General features: G+C 57.3%; 24 protein-coding genes and 1 pseudogene. 7 read left to right on the top strand and 18 right to left on the bottom strand.

Annotation, left to right across the window (positions count from 1 at the left end):
• The first annotated feature begins 746 nt into the window (after window positions 1-746).
• The 6 genes from A3OQ_RS22470 to A3OQ_RS25370 all read left to right on the top strand — a co-directional run bounded on the left by A3OQ_RS22470 (window position 747) and on the right by A3OQ_RS25370 (window position 6,764).
• The gene (locus A3OQ_RS22470; protein WP_244427149.1) at window positions 747-2,366 is read left to right on the top strand and encodes a glycosyltransferase family 2 protein; all 1,620 of its coding nucleotides are present in this window, start codon (window positions 747-749) and stop codon (window positions 2,364-2,366) included.
• A 74-nt stretch (window positions 2,367-2,440) separates the two neighbouring features.
• Window positions 2,441-3,322, top strand: a complete 882-nt coding sequence (locus A3OQ_RS0113815; protein ID WP_152428455.1) for a class I SAM-dependent methyltransferase — start codon at window positions 2,441-2,443, stop codon at window positions 3,320-3,322.
• Window positions 3,323-3,326: 4 nt separating this feature from the next.
• Window positions 3,327-5,369 (top strand): glycosyltransferase family 2 protein, encoded by a 2,043-nt coding sequence (locus A3OQ_RS23660; protein ID WP_020175994.1) that lies wholly within the window; start codon window positions 3,327-3,329, stop codon window positions 5,367-5,369.
• A 35-nt stretch (window positions 5,370-5,404) separates the two neighbouring features.
• Window positions 5,405-5,797 (top strand): lysozyme inhibitor LprI family protein, encoded by a 393-nt coding sequence (locus tag A3OQ_RS24475; protein WP_152428454.1) that lies wholly within the window; start codon window positions 5,405-5,407, stop codon window positions 5,795-5,797.
• Between the two features lie 78 nt (window positions 5,798-5,875).
• Window positions 5,876-6,358, top strand: a complete 483-nt coding sequence (greA, locus tag A3OQ_RS0113795; protein ID WP_020175991.1) for a transcription elongation factor GreA — start codon at window positions 5,876-5,878, stop codon at window positions 6,356-6,358.
• A 118-nt stretch (window positions 6,359-6,476) separates the two neighbouring features.
• Window positions 6,477-6,764 carry an SHOCT domain-containing protein gene (locus A3OQ_RS25370; RefSeq protein ID WP_161607342.1) on the top strand — a complete coding sequence of 96 codons (288 nt, stop codon included), beginning with the start codon at window positions 6,477-6,479 and terminating at the stop codon, window positions 6,762-6,764.
• 5 nt (window positions 6,765-6,769) lie between these two features.
• Here A3OQ_RS25370 and A3OQ_RS0113785 read toward each other — a convergent pair whose 3' ends face one another.
• The 13 genes and pseudogenes from A3OQ_RS0113785 to A3OQ_RS0113715 form a co-directional block, all read right to left on the bottom strand.
• Complete coding sequence (locus A3OQ_RS0113785; RefSeq protein WP_152428453.1) at window positions 6,770-7,039, bottom strand: hypothetical protein; 270 nt, start codon at window positions 7,037-7,039, stop codon at window positions 6,770-6,772.
• 595 nt (window positions 7,040-7,634) lie between these two features.
• Window positions 7,635-7,991: a hypothetical protein gene (locus A3OQ_RS0113770; RefSeq protein WP_020175987.1), complete on the bottom strand. Its 357-nt coding sequence runs from the start codon at window positions 7,989-7,991 to the stop codon at window positions 7,635-7,637.
• A 28-nt stretch (window positions 7,992-8,019) separates the two neighbouring features.
• On the bottom strand, window positions 8,020-9,429 hold the full coding sequence (locus A3OQ_RS22460; protein WP_020175986.1) for an undecaprenyl-phosphate glucose phosphotransferase: 1,410 nt from the start codon (window positions 9,427-9,429) through the stop codon (window positions 8,020-8,022).
• A gap of 590 nt (window positions 9,430-10,019) precedes the next feature.
• Window positions 10,020-10,593: pseudogene (locus A3OQ_RS25365) on the bottom strand (transposase); the annotation flags it as partial.
• 143 nt (window positions 10,594-10,736) lie between these two features.
• On the bottom strand, window positions 10,737-11,036 hold the full coding sequence (locus A3OQ_RS0113755) for a hypothetical protein (RefSeq protein WP_020175985.1): 300 nt from the start codon (window positions 11,034-11,036) through the stop codon (window positions 10,737-10,739).
• Between the two features lie 46 nt (window positions 11,037-11,082).
• Window positions 11,083-13,275, bottom strand: a complete 2,193-nt coding sequence (locus tag A3OQ_RS0113750; protein WP_244427148.1) for a CDC48 family AAA ATPase — start codon at window positions 13,273-13,275, stop codon at window positions 11,083-11,085.
• A gap of 32 nt (window positions 13,276-13,307) precedes the next feature.
• The gene (locus A3OQ_RS0113745; protein WP_020175983.1) at window positions 13,308-13,862 is read right to left on the bottom strand and encodes a hypothetical protein; all 555 of its coding nucleotides are present in this window, start codon (window positions 13,860-13,862) and stop codon (window positions 13,308-13,310) included.
• 97 nt (window positions 13,863-13,959) lie between these two features.
• Window positions 13,960-14,481, bottom strand: coding sequence for an Hsp20/alpha crystallin family protein (locus tag A3OQ_RS23650; protein WP_020175982.1), 522 nt, complete (start codon window positions 14,479-14,481; stop codon window positions 13,960-13,962).
• Window positions 14,474-14,830 carry a gas vesicle protein gene (locus A3OQ_RS0113735; protein WP_244427147.1) on the bottom strand — a complete coding sequence of 119 codons (357 nt, stop codon included), beginning with the start codon at window positions 14,828-14,830 and terminating at the stop codon, window positions 14,474-14,476. Before A3OQ_RS0113735 ends, A3OQ_RS23650 begins: the two co-directional genes overlap by 8 nt.
• On the bottom strand, window positions 14,827-15,441 hold the full coding sequence (locus tag A3OQ_RS23645) for a gas vesicle protein K (RefSeq protein ID WP_161607341.1): 615 nt from the start codon (window positions 15,439-15,441) through the stop codon (window positions 14,827-14,829). The genes A3OQ_RS0113735 and A3OQ_RS23645 overlap by 4 nt, the downstream gene beginning before the upstream one ends.
• Complete coding sequence (locus A3OQ_RS0113725) at window positions 15,428-15,682, bottom strand: gas vesicle protein GvpG (protein WP_020175979.1); 255 nt, start codon at window positions 15,680-15,682, stop codon at window positions 15,428-15,430. The genes A3OQ_RS23645 and A3OQ_RS0113725 overlap by 14 nt, the downstream gene beginning before the upstream one ends.
• A gap of 40 nt (window positions 15,683-15,722) precedes the next feature.
• Window positions 15,723-16,460 carry a GvpL/GvpF family gas vesicle protein gene (locus A3OQ_RS0113720; RefSeq protein WP_020175978.1) on the bottom strand — a complete coding sequence of 246 codons (738 nt, stop codon included), beginning with the start codon at window positions 16,458-16,460 and terminating at the stop codon, window positions 15,723-15,725.
• A gap of 164 nt (window positions 16,461-16,624) precedes the next feature.
• Window positions 16,625-16,939, bottom strand: coding sequence for a hypothetical protein (locus tag A3OQ_RS0113715; protein WP_152428451.1), 315 nt, complete (start codon window positions 16,937-16,939; stop codon window positions 16,625-16,627).
• A 136-nt stretch (window positions 16,940-17,075) separates the two neighbouring features.
• Here A3OQ_RS0113715 and A3OQ_RS0113710 point away from each other — a divergent pair, with 136 nt between their 5' ends.
• On the top strand, window positions 17,076-17,273 hold the full coding sequence (locus tag A3OQ_RS0113710; protein ID WP_152428450.1) for a hypothetical protein: 198 nt from the start codon (window positions 17,076-17,078) through the stop codon (window positions 17,271-17,273).
• 110 nt (window positions 17,274-17,383) lie between these two features.
• Here A3OQ_RS0113710 and gvpN read toward each other — a convergent pair whose 3' ends face one another.
• The 5 genes from gvpN to A3OQ_RS22430 form a co-directional block, all read right to left on the bottom strand.
• Complete coding sequence (gene gvpN, locus A3OQ_RS22440; RefSeq protein ID WP_020175975.1) at window positions 17,384-18,418, bottom strand: gas vesicle protein GvpN; 1,035 nt, start codon at window positions 18,416-18,418, stop codon at window positions 17,384-17,386.
• Entirely contained in the window at window positions 18,415-19,137 is a 723-nt protein-coding gene (locus A3OQ_RS0113700) for a hypothetical protein (RefSeq protein ID WP_020175974.1), read from the bottom strand. Before A3OQ_RS0113700 ends, gvpN begins: the two co-directional genes overlap by 4 nt.
• Window positions 19,138-19,218: 81 nt before the next feature.
• On the bottom strand, window positions 19,219-19,437 hold the full coding sequence (gvpA, locus tag A3OQ_RS0113695) for a gas vesicle structural protein GvpA (RefSeq protein ID WP_020175973.1): 219 nt from the start codon (window positions 19,435-19,437) through the stop codon (window positions 19,219-19,221).
• A gap of 367 nt (window positions 19,438-19,804) precedes the next feature.
• Complete coding sequence (locus tag A3OQ_RS23640) at window positions 19,805-20,647, bottom strand: GvpL/GvpF family gas vesicle protein (RefSeq protein WP_161607340.1); 843 nt, start codon at window positions 20,645-20,647, stop codon at window positions 19,805-19,807.
• Window positions 20,634-22,037, bottom strand: coding sequence for a sigma-54-dependent transcriptional regulator (locus A3OQ_RS22430; protein ID WP_152428449.1), 1,404 nt, complete (start codon window positions 22,035-22,037; stop codon window positions 20,634-20,636). The genes A3OQ_RS23640 and A3OQ_RS22430 overlap by 14 nt, the downstream gene beginning before the upstream one ends.
• Between the last annotated feature and the right edge of the window lie 276 nt (window positions 22,038-22,313).

The raw sequence follows: 22,313 nt of genomic DNA, 5'->3' as shown, positions 1-22,313 counted from the left end.
AGCATTTTTGTAAGGATAAAGCCGATTGCTTCGCCGAACAACTTTAGGGAAGTTGAACAAAATTACGGATACGGTGAATAGTTTTTCCGGCTAAAAGGCCAGAATCGCGCCTCGATATATTTAAACGATGTCTTCTATGCTCCTCAGATGACGCAGCAATATACCAAAAATATCGCGGGTATTCTTGAATATATTCTCAAATCAGGAGAAAAGTCTTTCTACGTCGCAACTGGGCTGCGTCCGCTCAAATTGCGGAATCGGGCCCCGGGCCGTATAACTTGACGCTGTCACGCTCGGCAAAATGGCGCCCTATGAGCTTTCTTTCCATCAGTCTGAAGCGGGTGAGTTTTGACGAGCTCCCGGATGACTTCGATGAAGAAGGCTATCTCCGTCTCAATGCCGATGTGGCCGGGGCGGTCCGAGACGGCAAAGTCGAGTCGGGCGCCTTTCACTGGCTGCTGCACGGACGCCAAGAAGGGCGCATTTACAGGCCTCGCAACTTTAGCCAAGGCGAGCTTGAAGATTTAAGCGACAGCCCGCCTTCGCGCCCATCCGGCATCTCTGCGAAAGCGCAGCGTAGAGCCCGCTCTTTTAAACGAAAACGTTGGATATTGCGCGTCGCCTTCACCGGCTTTCGCTTCCCGTTTCGGCGAAGCATCGCCTCGCATTTCCGCCACGTTGTCAGACTGGCCGCGGAGCAATCCGTTCGACAGGCACAAGCGAGACCCGAGACCGGGCATGGTCCTTTGATTTCATTCGTGGTGCCCATCTTCAACACGAAGCAAAAACATCTCGACGATTTATTGGCCTCCTTTTTGAGCCAGCCCAGCGAACTCTGCGAACTCATCCTGAGCGATGACGGTTCAACCTCACCCGAAACGCGTGCTTGGTTGGATAAGATTGCCGCTACGCCGGGCTTGACGACCGTGAGGAGCGCGGAAAATCACGGCATAGCCGCAGCGACCAATCAGGGGATTGCCCGCGCTGCCGGAGCCTGGGTTGGGCTTCTCGATCATGATGACGCCTTGGCGCCATTCGCGGTTTTGCAGATCGCCAAGGCCCTTGGCAGCGCGCCCGAATGCCAGTTTCTTTATACCGACGAGATCATCGCCAATGGCCGTCTCAGGCCCGTCGACTATTTCCTGAAGCCTGCCTGGGACGAGGTGCTGCTATCTGGTGTCAATTATATCAATCACCTTTCTCTCTATCGCCGGAGCCGCGTTTTGAAAATCGGCGGCCTGCGCGACGGATTTCAAGGATCGCAAGATTACGATCTTCTTCTCCGCTACACGGCCGGGCTGCGCGCCAGCGAGATTCTGCATTTGCCCTATCCCGCCTATCTCTGGCGCCGGCACGGCGGCAGTTTCTCGACGAAACATTTGGAGAGTGCGACGGCAAATGCGCGCCGCGCCATTGGAGAAGCTTATGCAACAGACGCGCGGCCCGCGCAGGTTGGCCCTGCCCTCGCGGCCGATCTCCATCGCCTGCGATTTGACTTGGAGCGCACCGAATGGCCGCTCGTTTCGGTCATCATCCCCAATCGCGACGCCTTGCTACTCGTCTCCAAGCTTCTTGAGGGCTTGACGGCGAAGACCGACTATCCAGCCTTGGAGATCATTGTCGTCGACAATGGCTCGAAAAGCCCCGAAGTCTTGGCGCTTTATGAGAACTATCGCCGCAGCGGAATTGAATTTACGGCGTCGATCAAGGAAGAGCACTTCAATTTTTCCAGCTCGGTCAATCGCGGCATCGGATTGGCAAAGGGCGATCTGATCCTGCTTCTGAACAATGACATCGAGATCCTGCATGGCAATTGGCTCAAGGAAATGGTCTCTTGCCTCGATTATCCCGGAACCGGAATCGTAGGCGCTAAATTGCTCTATCCCAATGGAACGCTCCAGCATGCCGGCGTCATCGCCGGGCTGGGCGGCCTTGCGGGACATTGGTTCATCGGGCGCAACGAGAGTTTCCCGGGGCCGATGGGCCGCCTGCGGGTTCGCCAATCCCTGTCGGCGGTAACCGCGGCGTGCATGCTCATCACCCGTTCATGCATCGAACGAGTCGGGCTCTTCGACGAGACGACTTTCGGAATCGCCTATAATGATGTGGATTATTGCCTGCGCGCCATAACGCAAGGATTTCGGGTTGTCTGGACGCCTTTCGCGACGCTTCTTCATCACGAATCCGCATCGCGCGGCAGCGACGAAGCCCCCGATAAGATCGCACGGTTTCGCAAGGATCAACAAAGCTTGCGAACCCGGCATCGGACCGACATATTTGAAGATCGCGCGTTCAATCCCTGGTATTCGAAGCATCACTCGGAGCCAAAGCCGGTTTTTCTAAAACAGCTCCCGGGCGCGCGATGAGTCCTCATTCCAACCTTTCGTGCTTGCAGCCGTCCGATATGTCATGGGCGGCTGACTGAGACGGGGAGAGTTTATTGTCACTGACACGGCTCATGACCCGCGGGCTGCGCAAGGCTGCCGACGTGATCGACCGAACGATGGATGGAAAAGCGACCCGCAACGGCGACGATCATGGCGCCGTGCTCGACGAATATGCGACCGGCATGCCGAGCGCACAAAATGCCGTCGACGCCCTCCCCGGCTGGAACCATGCGCTTCCCGATCACGTCGGCGCGATGGCCGGAATTGGCGCTTTCTACAATGATCCAAGGATCATCTGGGCGATCGAGCAGTTCGGCTCGGTCGAGGGGCGCAAGATCCTCGAACTCGGACCGCTCGAAGCCGCGCATACCTATCTCCTCGAGCGCAGCGGCGCCGGCACCATCCATTCGATCGAAGCGAACAAGCTCTCGTTCTTGCGCTGCCTTGTCGTCAAGGAGCTTCTTTGTCTCGAACATGCGAAGTTTTTTCTAGGCGACTTCACCGATTGGCTGGACCAGAGGCAAGACCATTACGACTTCATCATTGCGTCTGGAGTTCTCTATCATATGCAGGATCCCGTGCGCCTGCTGGAACTGATCGCGCAAAAGACCGATGCCTTCTATCTTTGGACGCATTATGCGAACGACGATGCCATGCCGGTCGGCGACCCAAGGCGGCAAGCTTTTGTCGGCCCTGCCCAGACGCAGGAGCGGCACGGTATGAAGGTCCGCTTTCACAAGCGCAGCTACCATGGGGCTTGGCGCAACAAGGCGTTCTGCGGCGGGATGCATGATCTTCATTGCTGGATGGAGAAGGACGACATCTTGTCTATCATAAAAGCGCTCGGATTTGCCGATATACGAATAGCGCATGACGAACCCGCTCATCCAAACGGACCTTCATTTTCGGTTTTCGCACGCCGGACCGTTGGATGAGCGCATGGTCATGACGCATAGCGGCTTTCCAATTGTAGGGTTGAGCGCCGCCCGGGATGTCGAGCAGGATGAAAAATCATATTCGGCCCTCTGCGATGAACCCTGGCTGCGTCTCGACTTTGAGTCTCCCGTGCCGCACGGCTGCTGGATCGAACTCCAATACGCGACGGGTTTCTTCGATCCCTTGGCCCGGCCGGTGCTGCGATGTTTTTCGAGAGATGCCTACCACGATGAAATTCTGCCCGGCGCCTTATTCGGCCGGGCCATTTGGATCGGATATATCCCGAAAGACACGCGCGAGATTTGGATATCGCCGACCAATCGCGCGGGTCCCTTCAGCTTTGCGATCGATCATTTTGCCACGCTCTCACAGGCCCAGATGCTCTGGCGTGCGCTCCGGCAAAATGCCCGCCATTGCCTGCTCGGCATCGGCGCCGAACTCATTGGGCTTCGCCATTTTGCAAAAGTGGAATTTAAGAAGGCGCTCTCGGCACAAAGTTTCGCAACTTACAATGAATGGCGCGAACGGAGAACGAGGCAACTCGACCTCGATCAATTCGATGTTCCAAGAACGGATTGGACCCGCGGGCCGCATGTCAGGTTTCTCGGCTTTCCAGACGGCGCAAGCGCTGCGGACGTAACACGCCTTCTGTCGGAACTTGATACTCAATCCTATCCGAACTGGTCGATTGCTATTGTCGCGCCATCGAAGGACTTCGCATTTTCCGCGCGGCAAGACGCCGGCTTGAGCACGAAGCTTGCGATCATTTCGCCGGATCGGCTTGGCGCGGACTTGCTCCACGGTCTGTCGGACGATGATTTCATAGCGCCCATTGCGATGTCTGATTCAATTCCGGCCTATTCACTTCCCGTCTTTGTCGAAATGGGCAGCCGCCATTCGAAGACGGATATTTTCTACGGAGATGAGGAGTTCGTCGGCAAAGACGGCCGCCATTTCGCTCCGCAGCTCAGACCGGATTGGAGCGCCGCCGTCGGCATGGGTCTCACCGGCACGGCGACGTTTTTTCGTGTCTGCTTTCTGAAAGAGCGTATGCCAAGCGCGATCGAATGGCTGCGGCCGGCTGAAAACCTGTCCGGCGAGACGCGGTTAAAGGCCGAGGTCGCACACATCAGGCGGGTCATGCGATCCCGGCGTGGCGCACCCCCGGCTTACGCCCATGCGCCACACACCGAAAAAAGCGGGCGTGTGAGCATCGCTTCGGGGTTCTCTCCGCGCGCGACCCTCATCATTCCGACAAAGGACAGATTCGATCTTCTCAGCACCTGTGTCGAAAGCCTTCGGAGGAAGACATGCCTGGACGGTATCGAGATCATCGTCGTCGATAATGGAACCGAACAAAGCCAAGCGCGCCGTCTGCTCGACCAATTGGCGCATGAGCCGCACTTCCGCGTGATATCGCGTCCGGGGGCATTCAATTTCGCCAGTTTTTGCAATGATGCGGCGGCAGAAGCCCTCGCGCCGGTGCTCATGTTTCTGAACAACGATACGGAAATCATCGACGAGACGTGGCTCGAGCCATTGCTTCACTGGGCGCAGCGGCCGGGCGTCGGCGCCGTTGGTGCAAAATTGCTCTATCCAAACGGGCGCGTGCAACATGCGGGCGTCGTGCTCGGCATGGGTGGCCGCGCCGGTCACTTTGAAAGAACCTTGCCAAAAGACGACCCAGGCTATCTCGGGCGATTGCGTGTGCCGCATGAGGTTTCGTCGGTCACCGCTGCCTGCCTCGCCGTGGAGAAGCGCAAGTTCGATGCGGTGAGCGGTTTCGACGCCGTGAATTTGCCGGTCGAGCTCAACGATATAGACCTCTGCTTGCGGTTGGCGGAACACGGATGGGCGACTGTCTTCGTTCCGGAGTCGGTGCTCATCCACAGGGAATCCGCGTCGCGCGGCATCGTCCTGCATCCAGACAAGACGTATGGCCGGGAACATATGTATTTTCGCACGAGGTGGATTCATCGCCTCCGCGATGATCGCTTTTTTCACCCTGCTCTCTCATTGCACGCGATCTATCCTGCGTTAGAGTGAGACCCATCGACACCGCTGATCACAAGGATTGGGGAATGAAAGCTAGAAGGATTCTTGCATTCGCTTTCACGGCTGGGGCGTGTTTTTCGGCGGCGGTGCCCGCGTGTGCCGCGACACCGCCCATCAATTGCAAAAAAGCGTCGACGACGATCGAAAAGACGATCTGCGAGTCGCCCGAATTCGTCGCCATGGACCGTGAGATCGCCGCGCTCTACGATCGCGGACTGGCAGAATTTTCAGGCGATGACCGCCATGGGCTCGCGCAAAGCCAGCTCGCCTTTATAAAACAACGCAGCGGCTGCGGCTGGGCCTCGCATCATAGTGCGCATCCGGGCCCTGCCATCAATGAATGCATTCGCGACAAAATGGAGACCCGGTTGCACGCCTTGCGTAATCGCGTCGACCGCGGCGGCGTCACCGGCCGATAATCCACGATCGAAGGGAGCCATTTGGACCCTTCAATCGTTGCATGAGATTGGCCTCGCTTCGGCATTGGAAGGATAGACATGAGCGTAGCGTTCACGCGTGAGGAAAGCGCCGAAACAGCGGCAGAGGTCGAGCTTCCAGACCGGGTCATCTCGCCGCATCCGAATTTCGTGACCCCCGCCGGCTTGGAGCTTCTGAAGACAGCCATAGCCACGGCGAGAGCCGCCGTTGCCGCGGCTCAGACGATCGAGGATATCAACGAACGGCGGCGGGCCGCGGCGCCTGCCGCGCGCGACTTGCGTTATTACACCGCGCGGGTAGCAAGCGCCCAGGTGAAAGCGCCGCCGCCCAAGGCCGATGTTGTGAGCTTCGGTCATGAGGTCACGTTCGAACGCGAAGACGGTCGAAAGCAGGTGTTCCGGATCGTCGGCGAGGACGAGGCCGATCCCGCCAGCGGATCGATCTCCTACGTCTCTCCGGTCGCGCGCGCGCTGATTGGCAAAAGCGTCGGCGATGTCGTCGCGGTCAACAGCCAAGAGATCGAGATCACGGCGATCAAGTAGCATCACGCCGAGAGAAACGCTTAACCGTTTACTTTCAATATCGACTAAATTGCACGCGGCTTTTTAAAGCCACCTTGCAAATCGCGCTTTAGCTTTGGCGAAGACCGAGGAGCGCACCGTGCCAAGCGACATCATCAAACTTCAAGCTGGCGGAAGACATAAGGCGGATGAGCTCCGCAAGCTTTCCAATCGGCTGAAGCGCGGAATTTTGACGCGCGCCGAGTTCGAGCGACAGAAGGCAGAGCTTTTGGGCAGATCAAGGCGGACGGCCTCTTCCAGCACCGAAGACGAAATGGACGTAGGGGAAAGCCTCATCGCCGAGGCGTTGGCAATGCTCACGGAATTCGAAGCACCGAATCTGTGTGCCGCGAATGTCGTGAGTTTCGGCCGCCGAGAAGCCCAATAAGCGATCTAATTTCCGCTGGGCTCGCGGCCGCCGCAGGTGTATCCGATGAAACACTCGGCACTGTTCGACGACACCACCCATGCCGGTTCCGTGATTTCATCGGTCATGCAAAATCCTTGATCTCGAACGAACCGGTCAAAGGTGAATTGACCGGTGCTCACGACCATCGCGCCATTCGCCTGGATCATGCCTTTGAGCCTCTCGCATGACAGCGCGGGCGCATAGGGACGCGCGAGTGCATGACTGGCGAGCGGTAGGGCCGCAAGAAGGCTCATGACGAATGCCGTCCGTATGATCCTCGCAGCTTTGTTTAAAAGAGACATGGCAATATTTTCCGATCCACTTCGGCGGCGTGATCTGTCTAAAATTTGGCGTGGGTCCGTCCTCTTGCAATTAAGTTTTCTTTTAATGTGCTTCGGCGCGCGGCTGGCCGACGGCACCCGCGTTTGCTCATGCGGAGCGGCCTCCTTGGCCTGGGAAAGGCACAAAAAGGCCCCGCCGGCCGGAACCGACGAGGCAAAAGGTCATGGGGATCTGCGCCGGCTGGACTGGCGATGTGAAATCTAAGAGCCTGCGATGAACCTAAGCTGAAAGGCCGCCGGGATTCCGCTCGCGCGATGAACAAAGAGCCCCACCAGTGCTGGGCTGACGGGGCTCTTCATTCCTTTGCGGTCGCTTCGGGGGCGGCCATGCACAAATTCGAAGAGTCGGCTTTCGCCAGCCTGACTAAGTATAATGACTTAAAGGCTTAATAGCTGTCGTGGCGGCCGATGTCAGGTCTATTGGCTTTCATGATCTGAACCTGCAAAGACTTGGGGCTATGCTTCCAGACTTCATGACTCACGTTAGCTGAAGGCTTGAGGCTGTAGCTCAGGAGACATTCTGCTGCGGGTAGCGCTGCTTCCAGAGCCATTGCCATTTATCGATGTAGTGATCCCATTTTGCATGGGTGCTGTCGTAGAGAGCGTTCGCCTTGGCAAGCTCCCGCAGCAATCTGGCAGCTTCGTCTGCAGATGCTTGCAGCTCCTCATCAGCGAGCTGTTCTTCGAGTTTCTCGACGTTGCAAAGATGTTGCTCGAGCCGCTCATTTTCACGAACCGCGGCATAATTAATGTAGGAGATGGCGATATCGAGCATGGTCGCGCGGATGGCCTTTTGCGCCGCGGCAAGTGACGCGGTGGCCTTGCCAGCCATGGTTTCGCTCAGCCCAGATGTGATCAGCTTCATGCCTGCCTCCTGTCGCTTCCGAGCTAGCTCAATAGGCCTCGAGTTTGAGCACTTCGAAGCAGGTGCGCCAAAGGATGCGCATGTCCAGCAGGATCGACCAGTTGTCGATGTACCAAAGGTCGAGTTCGATCCGGTGTTGTATCTGCTCGATGCGTTTGGCCTCGCCACGGGCCCGATTGACTTGCGCCCATCCGGTAATGCCAGGCTTGAAATGATGCCGGAAGCAATAGGCGTCGACAGTCCGCCTATATTGCGTATCCAGGAAGATCGCATGCGGGCGCGGCCCGACAAGAGACATGTTACCCTTGAAGACATTCAGGAACTGTGGCAGTTCGTCGGCGCTAGAACGCCGCAGGAAGCGCCCGATCCGCGTGACGCGTGGATCTTCTTTCTGGACCTGGGTGATCGTTTCATCATCCTCCAGAACTCGCATGGTTCTGAATTTATAGATGGTGAAGGGCTTCTGGTCGAAGCCGTTGCGGTGCTGTCGAAAGATGACCGGCCCGGAACTATCGAGCTTGATCAAGATGGCGATTATGGCAAACAGCGGCAGCAGTATGAGAATGCCAAGCGCCGACAGAGCGAGATCCATGAATCGTTTGAGCGATTTCTGGAGCCATGTCATCGGCGCGTTCTGCAGCCGGATCATCGGCATTGGACTGGCGGTCCGGCCGTTCTGCCTTTGCAACAGCCCGCGCAGACTTTTGTCTGGCATCAGCCGGACGGGTAGCGGTGAGTGCCGCAAACCGTCATAGATTTCGAGCAGCAGACGGCGCTCCTCCGGCGGCACGGCAACGATGAGTTCTACGGCCTTCCGTTGGCGCGCCATTGTCAGCGCCTCTTCGATCGCAATGGAACGCCCAACCGACTCGCTATTGCTTGACGTGTATGGGTCGACAACGATGCGCCCGACCTCTTGCATGCCGAACTCATGAAAGAGGCACGAAGGGCTAAGCGCGTCGAGCTCGTCAGCATCGCCGATGGCAATGACGGGGCGTCCGGTAATTCCGCCCTTCTCGATCCTGCTTCTGATGGTCTCGGCGACGCTGAGCCTTCCTCCAAGGAGGATTGGCAGTCCAAGGCTTGAAAAGGCAATCAGCGAGCCGCGCGATAGCCCAGTGTTGATCTCGAAGAGGTAAAGGATGGCGGCAAGTGATAACAGGCAGGCGGCCCAAATCGCGACGATTTCGCTGACATGCCGCTGTGGGTTGAGGAAGGCGGGCAGCCGGTAAAGCTCGGCGGCGTGGGCGAGGCAAATATAGATCAGCGTCGCGATCAGCCCGATGCCGATTCCGGCATCCATCGTGCTGGGCTGGCCGAGCCCAACAAATTGATAAATGATTTGCCCGGCAAGTATTGTTGCCGTGATGGCCGCGCCTTCGGCGAAGCCGATCATCAAGCTGATCGATTGAGGCGATACCGTTAAATGCTTTTGCATGAGTCAAAGCCGGTGCTGAGTGGATAAGTCCACCTATTCATCACCGTTATGAGCCGAGCCGCGTGAATAAAACGTAACAGCAGATTTGCTTTTTTTGGATTAAATAATGTATAGTTATCTACTACTACTACTTATATTTGCCTATAATACATAGGCATTCAAACTTATACGTATATCTATCTAGGTATAATCATAACAATACATGCTATAGTCCTAAGTACTCCCCACAATGGCCGCCCCCAGCCCGCTGCTCCCATGCCGGGCCGCAAGCCATTTGCACGCTCCGGACAAAAGTTCCCGCGGTCGCGTTTTCCATTTGACCGTTTTTATTTTGTTCTAGTTGTTCTTGCGCCTATTGGAGGTGGCCCCGCAGTGAAAAAGACACTAGGCGAGCGCATCGCGGAAGCGGACGGCTCTGCCTGCATGTCCGCCGCGATCCTTGGCCATCGCAACCTCCGGCAAGTTGAACTCTATTCGCGTGAGGCAAACAAAAATCAGCCTGCCCGCGACGGCTTAGCGAGGTGCTTTTGATGGTTGGAAAGGGGCTGGATAGCAGGCGCGGATTGCACCCTGGATAGCGTGGTTTTGAGTTATTGGTTTTGGCACACCTTACAGGATGAAACTGCGAACACCTGTATCATTGGAATTGAGCTAAGCAGTTCGGCTGTTTTGCGCCATGTGCTTTCGACGGTGCGTTGGCTGGCTTTGCGCGTGAGATGTTTGAGCTTGGCGAACACTTGCTCGATCGGATCGAGGTCTGGGCTGTAGGGCGGCAAAGAGAAGAGATGCGCGCCAAAACGGCGCGAATGGTATGCTGGACCGCTTTGCTCTTGTGACTGCCAAGATTGTCGAGCACGACGACATCACCTGGTTCAAGCGCCGGAACCAGAACCTCGACATAGGCCTTAAAGCTGTCGCCAACCGCGCAGCGGCGCCATATTCGTCTTGATCCAGGTCTCATCGATGAATACGAGACGCTTGCGGTGATCCTGTCTTGATAGGTTTTCCAGCGGCTCGTTTGCGAGCCACATCAGGACGGGTTTGCTCACTTGGCATAACGCTTTTTTGAAGCTCAAGCCCTCTTGATGGACAAACGCCCAAACGCTTCCGTAATCGACATTCGCCAAGCCCTGCCAGTTCCAAAACCAACCCGCGTAACGTGAAAGGTTCAGAAGAAAGTCCGTGCACAGCCAATCGGCACGTTCACCGGAAGGCAATCTGTCGAGAGGGTGTCGATTTAGACGCATAGGTGTTCATAGCTACGCAATTGGCGCGCCCAACATTCCACCGTTCAGAATAGAAAGTTTTCAAAAAGCATGTCCATGGACGTCACTTAAGCGTTCATAGACCGCGCGCGCCGTGTGCCGCTCGGCCTCGCGTTCATAGGTCTCGCCCAAGTCGAGCAGGCTTTCCCTGGCCTCCTGCGCTTGTACCGTCTCGGAATGCTCTTCCGATAGCATCCAATAGAGATCCATGGCCTGCCGTAAACAGCCCTCATCGCGGTATTTGTGCGCCATGGCCAGTAGATGATTGAGACTGCGATAGATCGTTTCCGACCGGCGGTCTTCCCAAACGGCGGTGAGCAGCATCGATTGTTCAAATTCCATAACATGTCCTCCTGTAATGACGTCTGTCCGGTGATCAAGTCAGGCATCACATGATGACTGCTGTCGGCTGTGGAACGTAGGGCGGCGAAGAGCTAGCTTGGCTCGCCAGGGCTTCGTCGAAGTCGCGCTGTTCGACGCGCAATGCCCCAGTATCGAACGATTCGGCGCCCGAGGCGGGAAAGACGCGGCGAAGCGCATTCAAGGCGGCGCGATCGCAAAGGAAGCGGATTTCCGCCGCCGACATCCCGTCCGTGACTTCGGCCAAGGCGGCGCGGTTGATGCGGTCGTCGATCGGCTTTTTGCTCAAATGCACCTTGAGAATCGCCGTACGCGCGTCGTAATCCGGCTTGCCAACCTCCAAGTGAAAGTCGAGCCGGCCAGGACGCAGCAGCGCATCGTCGATGATGTCGAGCCGATTGGTGGCTGCGATTACCCAGACGTCTTTCAGAGCTTCGACGCCATCGAGTTCGGTCAATAATTGGCTGACAACCCTATCCGTGACCGGCGAGCGTCCGTCCAAGCCGCGCTTCGGCGCCAGGGCATCGACTTCGTCTAGAAAGATAATGCACGGGGCCGCATGGCGCGCGCGCGCGAAAAGCTCGCGCACACCCTGTTCGGACTCACCAATATATTTCGATAAAAGTTCCGGGCCCTTCACCGAAATGAAATTGAGATTGCTCTGGGTCGCCAGCGCCTTCACCAGGAGCGTCTTGCCATTTCCTGGCGGCCCGTAGAGCAAGATACCGCGCGGCGGCTGCAGTCCGATCTTTTCAAATAAGGCCGGTTGGCTCAAGGGCCAGGCAATGGTTTCGAGCAGAGTTTCTTTAACCGATTCGAGGCCACCCACATCCTCCCACCGCACATTCGGTACTTCGACGGCGACCTCGCGCAGCCCCGATGGCGCTACTTCGCTCAATCCCTCAAGGAAGTCCGACATTTTGACCTCCATGGTCATCAATGCCTCATAAGGAACCGGGCCCGAAGCCAGCGAAAGTTCCGGAAGCTGGCGCCGCAAAGCCGCCATGGCCGCCTCGCGGCAAAGCGCATTCAGATCAGCGCCGGTAAAACCATGTGTCGTCGCTGCCAGATCGGCCAGGTCCACACCCTCAGCGAGCGGCATGCCGCGCGCATAGATCTGCAGGATCTCGCGCCGCGCATGCTCGTTCGGAATGCCTATCGCGATCTCGCGGTCGAAACGGCCTGGCCTGCGTAGCGCCGGATCGATCGAGTTCGGGCGGTTTGTCGCCGCCATCACGATCACATCGCCACGGCTCTTGAGACCGTCCATCAAGGCGAGAAGTTGCGCAACCACGCGCTTTTCGACCTCGCCCTCGACGCGGTCACGCTTCGGAGCGACAGCATCGATCTCATCGAAAAAAATGATGCAGGGTGCACGCTTTCGGGCATCATCGAAGATTTTGCGCAATTGCGCTTCGCTCTCGCCGTAAAATTTTTGAATGATCTCCGGGCCGCTGACATAGATGAAGGCCGCGTCCGCTTCGTGCGCCACCGCCCGTGCCAGCAGAGTCTTGCCACAGCCCGGCAGTCCATGCAGCAGGACGCCCTTTGGCGGCGTCATGCCGAGCCGCTCGAAAATTTCCGGATGGGTGAGCGGCAGCTCGATCATTTCGCGGATTCGGGCGACTTCCCGCTCCATGCCGCCGAGATCATCGTAGGTCACGATGTCTTCTGTCGCGGCGGATGCCTGGCTCGCAGCGCCGCCGCGGACGCTTTCGAGGGTGAGCAAAGTGTCTGGATGGATGATCACCGGCCCATCCGGTTCGGTCCGGACGATATGGAAATCGCGATGATTTCCGCCGAATAGAGCGATCCGCACACGATCGCCCGTCTTGACGGCGAGCCCGTCGAGCCGGCGCGCCGTATGGTCGATTTCATCCTCGTGCAACGCGCCTGCGCCCATAGGCGCGACGACCACGCGGCGCGCGACGGCGTGAGCGACCTTCTTGATCGACGCCTTTTGACCAAGGGTCAGGCCTGCATTGGTGCGGGCAACGCCATCGAGCTGGATGATCTGCTGTCCTCGCTCTTCCTTGAACGTCGGCATGGCTTTCGCGACGGTCTTCGAGCGGCCTTCAATCTCCAGCACGTCGCCCGGTGAAGCGCCGATCTGCCGCAATGTTTCGGGATCAACCCGGACGATGCCGCGTCCAACATCATCGCGCCGCGCCTCGACGACTGTGAGACGCCACTTCTCGTCGTTTTCCGGTACGTCCAACACGGGGCTTCTCCATTTCCGGTCCTTGACCGAAGCTATTGGCCGCGCACCGCCAGATAGGCGACCTTGATGCGTTGAGGCAGAAATTTATCGACCTTATGCAGGGCGCCAATGAAAAGGATGCCGTTTTCGTCATCGGTAAGCGTGGCATCGATTTGCCCGGCGATGAACCGGTCACGCGCTTCAAGCAGAGCTGCCTCTTGCTTCTCCGTGCGCTCCGGCGATTGCAGCAGCTTATATTCGTCGAGAAGCAAGCTCGGCGACTCGGTGCCGACGAGTGTCGCACCCTCGTTCACGAGACCCTCCAGGAGCTGATGATTGCAGCTCCCCTGGGCTGCCAACTCACGCACCAGCTCCTTCTCGTGGCCACAGACCGGCAGACTGTCTTGATAGAGCTTGACATGCTTGAAATCGAAGCCTTCTGTCTTGATCGCGCCGGCGATGGCGCGCCAAATTGCATTGAATTCGGCGGACCGTTCTACCCATTTGGCCGCACCATAACGGGCAACGAAAGCCGCTTTGTAAGCCGGCGCGGCGGACCCCATTTCCGCTGTACTGTGGACCACTGGAACGTAGATCAATCGCGCCATCTCGCGGCTTGCTCCATTTGCCGTCCTTCGTCTTCAGCCGCCAAGCGGCTGCATGTCATTGCCGGACTGAGCCTCGCTATTTTGCACGCGACGTGGATCAGCTATGTTTGCTCAGCCGCACCTCCAAGATACCGTTGTGTAAATTGAGACGCGGTGAACCCGGGGCAAGCTTTTCTTCAATCAACATTTCCTTCCGGTAGAGCCGCTCAGCGGCTTTTGCCTCGAGCAGCAGGATATCTCCGTCGAGGACGCACCGAATGTCTTTGCGTTCGACACCCGGCAATTCAAACAGAAAGACAATTTCCTCAGGTTCGTCGAAGGTGTCCGTCACGGGCTCAAGGACTTCAAGCGCGCTTTTCTTCGCGGTCCTTCGCGGCGGCGCTGCCGAACGCGTCGATGGCTCCTCAGTCGCGGAGCTCCGCCCACTCGCCGCGTCGTCCAGCGTACGTGTCCCGAATGAATATTCCATCACCCGGCCATCCTTCTCATGCCGGCCCCGGCGCGGAAGCTGGTCAAAATCGGCGAGCACGTTGAACAGATCTGAAAGCCCACGTGCGATCTTGGTGAAGCCCGCCGCGCCGGTGACATCTTCGTTATCGCTTGGATCTCTCTTACTCATGAGCCGTGCTCCTTTGTTCGAACGGCGTTGCGATGACGGCGCCGAGCGCCTGCTCGATCCGGTCCAACCGTTCATCCATCGCTCCCAACGCGGCTGTATGCTCGGAGGTCAAGCGGTCCTTACCGCCGTTATGGTTCCACCAATCGAGGCCGAGTTCGCGTGCCTTGTCGACAGAACAGATCACGAGCCGCAACTGAATCGTCAAAAGCTCCACCTCAACGAGCTTGATCGAAATGTCGCCGGCGACAACGACCCCTTTATCGAGAATACGCTCGAGCAGATCAGCAAGATTTGTGCTTTCAACCGAATGCGGCATGGATTGGGCGGACGACATTGCAATACCTTTCACAGGGCGCCATCAGGCACACCGAGATCGAGAGAGAGATCCTTTTCGGCAAAGCCGAATTGGCGCTGCAGGCGCAGGATTTCCTGGGCTTGAGCAAAAAGCGCCGTTCCGACATCTTCGATCTGCATATCCGTGAGCCGCCCGGCTTCCATGCGGCGCACAGCTTGCCGCTCGAGCACATCGTGAAGTAGTTTTACGAGCGTAAGCACGAGCCGAAGAAGGCCTTGCGCGGTCGAGGATCCGTTCGCGCCAGGACCTTCATTCAGGATAATTGGTAGACTATTGGAGGTGCTGGTCTGAGGACCGTTGCGCGGTCCTGTCCCCGTGCTAGCGATTGGCGGCGGTGGTGAAGGCGATGATGGCGCCGCGGGTGAGGATGGGAGAATCGGAGAAACCGCGGTAACAGGCGGACCGCCATCCGGCCAGATCACATCGACCGAGCCGAGCAGAAGGCGGAGATCGAGATACAATAGATCGACGTCCGCGAGCCCAATCGTCAGATTGCCTTGTACGGCAACGCCGCGTTGAAGAATTCGGTCAAGCGCTGCCGCCAGCGACAAATGCCCATGATGAGTTTGTGCCGATGCGGATGAGCCGGACTCAGGAGTGTGCATCGGCATCGCTTCCACCCTTCGCGCGCAAAAGATCGAGTTCGTCCAGCAGTTCCGTTTCGCGCCTGTCGAACTCCGCTTCCGTGATCGCACCTTCGTTGAGCGAGAGGTGGAGTGCAGAGAGGCTGGCCATGATCGCCCGTTCGTCGTCTTCCATCTCCTGCCTGACCGCTTCGTCGACTTTCTTAAGAACGAACATCAGGCCTCGCAGCGGAGCTGATAACAGACTGTCTATAATGATCATGACGTTACGTTCTCCGTGTTCGAGAGTCTCAATGCATGATCTATCGGTTGCCTGGGTCGAATTGCACGAAATTATGCGGAGGCCAGGGGCCGCTGACATTGAAGGTTATATCTTCATCGATCTGTGTCGCCGAAACATGGACAGCCTCGTCAAATTCATCGCGCTTGGACCGAGCAACCAGCGCAGCGAGATTGGCAATCTCCGTCTCCTTACGAACTGGCAAAGATATAACTTCGGCGCAGAAGTCCCCGATCCCCGCCACAACCTGTGTCGCGCGGGTTTCGCGATAGGTGCGCAAGGCCTCATCAAACATTTGGCCGAGCCGGATTTTTGCGTCGTAAGTTGCTTTTCGATTGCTCCCAAAAACCCGAGTCCGCGCCGCGACCAGTGCGGGTGTCCGCTCCACCAGATAAGCGATTGGATCAGGCACATCGAGACTCAAGCGTAAGCTCATCTCGACCGCCCCGGAAACGCGCTTTAGTTGCGCTGTCAAAGCCTCATGGTGCGCCTCAAGGAAACCGCGAAGATCGGCCGCAGAGCTTGTCACAGTCCCGAAGGCCATCGGCAGAAAATCGAATTCCCTATTGAGGGCGGAAAGCACGCGCTGAGCAGCCGCGATGTGCCGGCGTTCCGCACGCACCGTCTCCATTGGACATTCACTTACAACGGCACAAAAGGGTCCGGCATCGAGCCGATAGGCCGGTTGGTCGAGGACACCTTGCAAGGGCGGCGGCTCATCATCGTCGGCATTACCGACTGCATAAACATAAAGGCCCATGAACCACCCTCCGACACCACATCATACGTTTTGCGGAAATGTTCCGAGCTGCTCTCTATAATTACGATCGTGACCTTCGGAAGGGCCAGATCATCTCGTCCAGTTGACGCTATAATCGAAACGAAAGGGAGTGAGATTTGCTTCAAGTTGAAGCGATCTTCCCTTTAGTCGCTCTCCGGACCAAGATGCCCGTAGGATCTGACGCTCAGATCCGGTTCAAGTTCGATCGCATAATGCTCGCATTCAAGGACTTCCTGCGTCAGTGGAAGTCCGAGCATCTTGACCTCGAGATTTGGCACGAGGATTTCAGCCTCCGCGGCCCATCCGTCCAAGCCATGATCTTGCGGCGCAATCTTGGTGATGCGGATCTCGCGTGCCCCTAGTTCTGTCGCGAGAAACTGCTGCACCGCGGCCCGGGCTGCAGAGACCCCGCCTGTAAGCGTTGTCACCTGATGCGCTGCCGGAGCCACTTTAATCATCGGCGCCTTTTGTTGATGATGCGGACCATGTGCGGGATGTTCATTCTTCGGTAACATTCGATAGTCTCCCTAAACCGAACGGTTGATTGGTCTTGGCCCGGCGCTATCGCGCCGGCATTTAGTAGGATATTTGAAATTGCCGCTTAACCGGATGTCGGCCGACGGGCGAACGATGCCGCGCTTCGAGCGCATGGGCGCGCGGCGCTGTACCGTTCAGGCTTGCGAGAATATCGGCGACTTCGGCATCGATCTCGCGAAAGCGCGCGTGAATAGTATCCAAGCGATCGCCGGCCGCGCGCAACTCAAGCTTGCGCCGCGCGCGCTCGAGTTCTAGAAAACTGATCCTAAGATAAGCCTTATGAGCGGGAATTTGCGTGTCCGAGCGCCCGGTCAGCGTTCGCAGATCGGAAAGTCCCTTTACAGGCCGTCCATATGCCGACATCGTCAATTGCCTCCATTGGCGTGCGCGGCCGTCTGACGTTCAGGCAGCGGGGAAGATGGCATGACTACCCTGCCACTAGGGGCGAACTCCAAGCGCTTCAGAAGAAGCTCGACGAAGGCCGAAGATTCCTCGCCATCTCTCTTTCCATTCGCGGCCGTCTGCCCGAGAATGTCCTGGCAGACCCAGAGAAAGACGGGGTTGCGGAGGCTCGCTTCACCGCCTCGCGCAGCAAGCACGCGAGCGATCGCGATTGACGCGCGTAAAGTTGGGTAATGCGGATCTTTTCCCTCAGACCGGCATAGCCTCACCACATCTACAATCCGTGTTGCACGTTCCGGATCGATGCCTGATTTGCTGGCAGTAATGGCGATTTCCGTATCTCTGTCGTAGTGACCAAGATGCAGCGTGATCATACGGTCGAGCAAAGCATCTTGGGTGCGGTAGACACCCGCGTATTCAGCCGGGTTCGACGTGAAGATGGCGCGAAAGCGGGGATGAACGTTGACGTAGCCTTCGCCGCGACCATGCAATCCCGGTACGTTGAGAACACCCTCCGACAAGATACTCAAAAATGGATTATTGGCTTCGGGTTTACTGCGATTGAACTCATCGTAAATGATCGAGTGTCCGAGCCGGCACGCGGTCGTTATGCGATTATCAATCCAAAGCGCGCGGCCTTCTTCTTCAAGCTTGACGACCGAAGCGATATAATTGTCGACGACGCGCGACTTATGATAGCCGCTCTCGCGACCAATCAGATCGGAACTGCCGAATTCGTGATCGCCATGCAGGAGGATCATCGGGCGCCCAAGTTGAGCGGCAACGTGGAATGCGAGTGTCGTCTTACCCGTCCCTGCAGGTCCGGAGAAATGTACCGCATAGCCTGCTTGCAAATAGGCGAGAGCGCGTTCGGTAATTTCTTGAACCGCCGGCGAGGTCACGAAAGAGTTGCTCGGCCCCAAAGCTATCGAGCCATCGACCTCAACCGCCGCCTCATCGGCGCCCGCATCGAGGCTTGCTAATGCAAGAGCACTCATTTTGACTCTCCTTTTGATCCGCGATGACCCAAATTGACAAATGGGCGCTTACTTGGCTGAGTGCTTACGTCCATGGGTTGAGCAGAGAAATGCGGGTCACCAGGAGCGCCTGGCGACGAGTGCCCCTTTGCGTCATGAGCCGCCGTTGGCGCGGCCGGCTGACTTGGCCGGTGGGCGGCTTCCGGACTTGCGTGCCAGGCCGCCTCCGCTTCACGCCGCTCGGCAGCATAGGAGGCCAGCTTTTCGTGGGTGGCCTTCGCACGATCGTTGTCTTGCACGTCGAAACTATCGAGAAGCGATGCAACGCCAGTGGCCAGGTCCTTTACGAAGGCAGCCGCACTTTCCTGGAAGTGCTTCTTGCGCTCCTTTCCGTCTTTAGCAAAGGCACTTAGGAGTGCCTTCACGTCTTTCCGGCGAGCGATATTTATTACGTGTGCTTGCTTTCTCTGCTCGGTCGCAGCCTTGCCGCGCGACATCTTCAGGTCGCCCAGCCACACATGAACTTCATTGTGCCGCGCACGCACCATCTTCGCCGCATCCGCCATCCGCTCGCGGCTGACTTTAGTGCGCGATGTCTTCAAACCTTTGAGAAATGAATGGACATCCACGCAGCGGCTTCTTGTTATGGCCTTGATTTCCGTCGCTAACTCACTGCGATGCTTGCGATCCGATGCGATTCCGCTCGCCATACGTGCCATGCCTTCCGCCATTTTTGCCATTCTCGTTCTCCGTTTCAGATGCTTGGCTGCCGGGAGCGCGAAGTGGGAGGTCTTCGCCCTCCCGGCATTCTGGATACCGCGTTACGCTGGTGCGGCGGCTGAGGAGGTGAGGCCAACGGCTTCGGCATATTTGAGATAGGTCTCGACGGAGGCCACCACGACACGAGCTTCGATCGTGATCAGTTCAATTCCGACGAGTGAGATCTTGACCCATGCATCGATCACTATGCCTTTGTCGAGGATCCGATCAACGACTTCGGCGAGGCTCGACGAGTCGGTGGACTTTTGTACGCGTGCCATGAGGTTCTCCTTGGTGAACACCTTGAGCTCTTGGTCAATGCCGAAACAAGTCGACGCTCGTTCGGCTACATCCCGAAGCGCAAGAACGAAGCCAACCGGAGATGCGTCGAGAGGATTCCTGATAAGTGCGCTATATCCTGCACTTAACAGCGCACGCAGGATGAAGCTTCGCGGTGCCGTCAAGGAAAGGCGGGCGGGCAACCCCGAAGGCGCGGGTCATATTCCCTTCGCCGTCACCTGTAATCGTTTCAACTTGAATTGATTTTAAAAAAAGCACCGCCGTCAAATGCACATATATTGTTGCGTCTGTTAGCTCATCCTACGAATGCGGCGGGTGGACTTGGAATGAAAATGAAGCCTCACGCGGCTATTTCAAATCCGGTCGAAAACTGAACGGTGGCCACGGTCCTAATAAAGTCATCGTAAGATGTTGTCGCGATGCTATCGGGACGATTTGGTGTATGCGTTCTCTAATGGCAGCGATGTTCGCCTTGTCCACGAGAAGGGCATAACGTGCGAGAGAAGCGCTCCCGCGCGGATCGGCTGAGCAGGTGAGGCCAAGCGGTTTCAAGTCACTTGCGAATTGTCCAAGCTCTGCAACAAAGTTGTGAGCAAACGCGGCGGCTTGGGTCCGGCCGAACTCGAAGATAGCGCTTTTATCCCGGCAGAGCCGCATGTAGCGCGCACCCTTCGATAGGGTTCGCCAGTCCGGCCAAGCGCTACATGCCAATTGGTCCAAGGTCTCTGGGTCATCGAATTGAGCGGTCGCCCTCAGCTCCCATTCCTCCTTGCCCGCGACCGATCGCAGGAAGGTGGCGATCGTGGCCTCATGCGCATCCATAAACGCGGTCAAACTGGGGAGGCCCATGTAAATCGTTCCGAATGGGGCCGGAAAGACCGCCGACCATTGTGCCATCCACTCCACGAGTTCGGCATGACGGCGAGCACGGGGTGCAAGCCAAGCGACGTCGGCCAAATGGTGTTCGGCGTCGGCGCCACAATAGTCTGTGCTCGGAACGACGCCGACAAGCGCCGCGACACGTCCTACGCGGTGCAGTATAAGCTGCTGCTCTATCGCGATATTAGGCAGACGCCATTCGAGTGCATGAGAGTGTTCTGCGAAGGCAAAAAGACAGATCACATTCTCGCTCGTGAAGGCGGATGAATGGGCGCGATCGTCGCGTCGCGAAAGCGGCTCAACTTCGTCCATCGGCAGCTGCTCCATCCTGCTCTGCAAATATTTTCAACTTCGTACGATAGGTCTTGTAGTCGATCCCAAGGAGGCGGGCTGCTTCAGCCTTGTTGCCTCCCGCCTGCTTGAGCGCATCGAACACAGCATCACGCTCTATCGCGCGAATTTGACCGCGGACTCGAAGACGCAAGGTGGGCTGGCCGGCTGCTGTCTGAGAGGGTAAGACGGGCATGCTGTCGCCGAGGCCATTGGCTAAGTCATCTGGCGTCACCATACCCGACGTCGTGAGAGCTGCTCGCCGCATGATGCTGCGCAGTTCGCGGACATTTCCCGGCCATTGATAAGTACAGAGCAGATCGAACACAGCGGGCACGATTTCGATCTGAGACCGCCCCAAGGCTTTGCGAGCCTGCATTAAGAAGCGTTGCGCAAGAAAAGGAATATCCTCCGGCCTCGAGCGCAACGGTGGAATTATGATGACATATTCCGCCAATCGGAACAAAAGATCCTCGCGAAAGCTGCCAGCTTGGACTTGTTCCCTAAGATTGTCATTCGTAGCGGCTATGACGCGCACGTCGAGTTTGATGGATTCTGTTCCACCGACCCTTCGAATGGTGTGTTCTTCGAGGGTTCTCAATAGAGCCTTTTGTCCATTCCGGGGGAGGTTTCCGACCTCGTCAAGAAAGATCGTCCCTCCGTTCGCGGCGACTTCAAAGCAGCCGTGGTGGCGGCCATTTGCACCCGTGTAGGCGCCCTTCTCGTGGCCGAAGAACTCGCTGTCGACAAGGGTTTCCGTGATTGCGCCGCAATCCATGACAACGAATGGTTGAGCCGCACGCGGTCCATATTGATGGAGACTATGGGCAACGACTTCCTTGCCAACGCCCGTCTCACCATAAATGACGACGGAATAATCGGTGGAGACGACGGCTTCGATCTGATCAGCGAGCTTCAGTATGCCGGAGCTTTTCCCCATAGTCGCGGTAATGCTGGCGCGGACGTTTGCAGTCGGGTGGGACATGGGGTGCGTGATTGATCGCCGCGCGACCGCGCGCCGTACGGTATCCACGAGAAGCTCGTCCCGAAAAGGCTTCGAGATGAAATCAAAAGCGCCGTCGCGCATCAAATCGACCGCGCCGGAAATACTTCCATAGGCGCTCACCATGATGACCGGCAAATCCGGGTCCAAACGCCGGAGCCGCCTCAACACCTCACCACCGGTGATCTCGGGCAGCCGCACATCCAGTAAAACCGTATGCGGTCGGCACCGGGTTGCTATTTCGAGGCCGGCTTCGCCAGCTTCGGCTTCAACGACGCCGAACCCGACATTGATCAAGATGGTCCGCATGGCCCATCGCATATTCTGATCATCGTCGATGACCAGAACAACGGGGTATCGTTGGGTCAAACTAGCCCCCAGGAGAAAGCTAAATTATGCGGCGCATTGGATGCGTACGCCGCTATCAATACCAGCCGCTTAGGAAATTCGGGACAGTTTTAGAAAGTCTGGCTCGCCAGCGGACAAATTATTTTTGTGAATGATTATGACGCGACCGCGTAAGTACAAGTACGGCTATCGCCCGATGAGCGTCTTGATCTTGGGTGGCGACGAAGAGTCGGCAAGGATCGTGTGTCGTAAGGCTGCGGTAAATTTTGCGCGGTGCCTTAAGCGAGGCGACTTCAC

Origin of the sequence: Methyloferula stellata AR4 (assembly GCF_000385335.1) — a bacterium.
GTDB lineage: Bacteria > Pseudomonadota > Alphaproteobacteria > Rhizobiales > Beijerinckiaceae > Methyloferula > Methyloferula stellata.
Note: the sequence above shows the minus strand (reverse complement) of the source record. Positions and strands in the feature narration are given on the sequence as shown.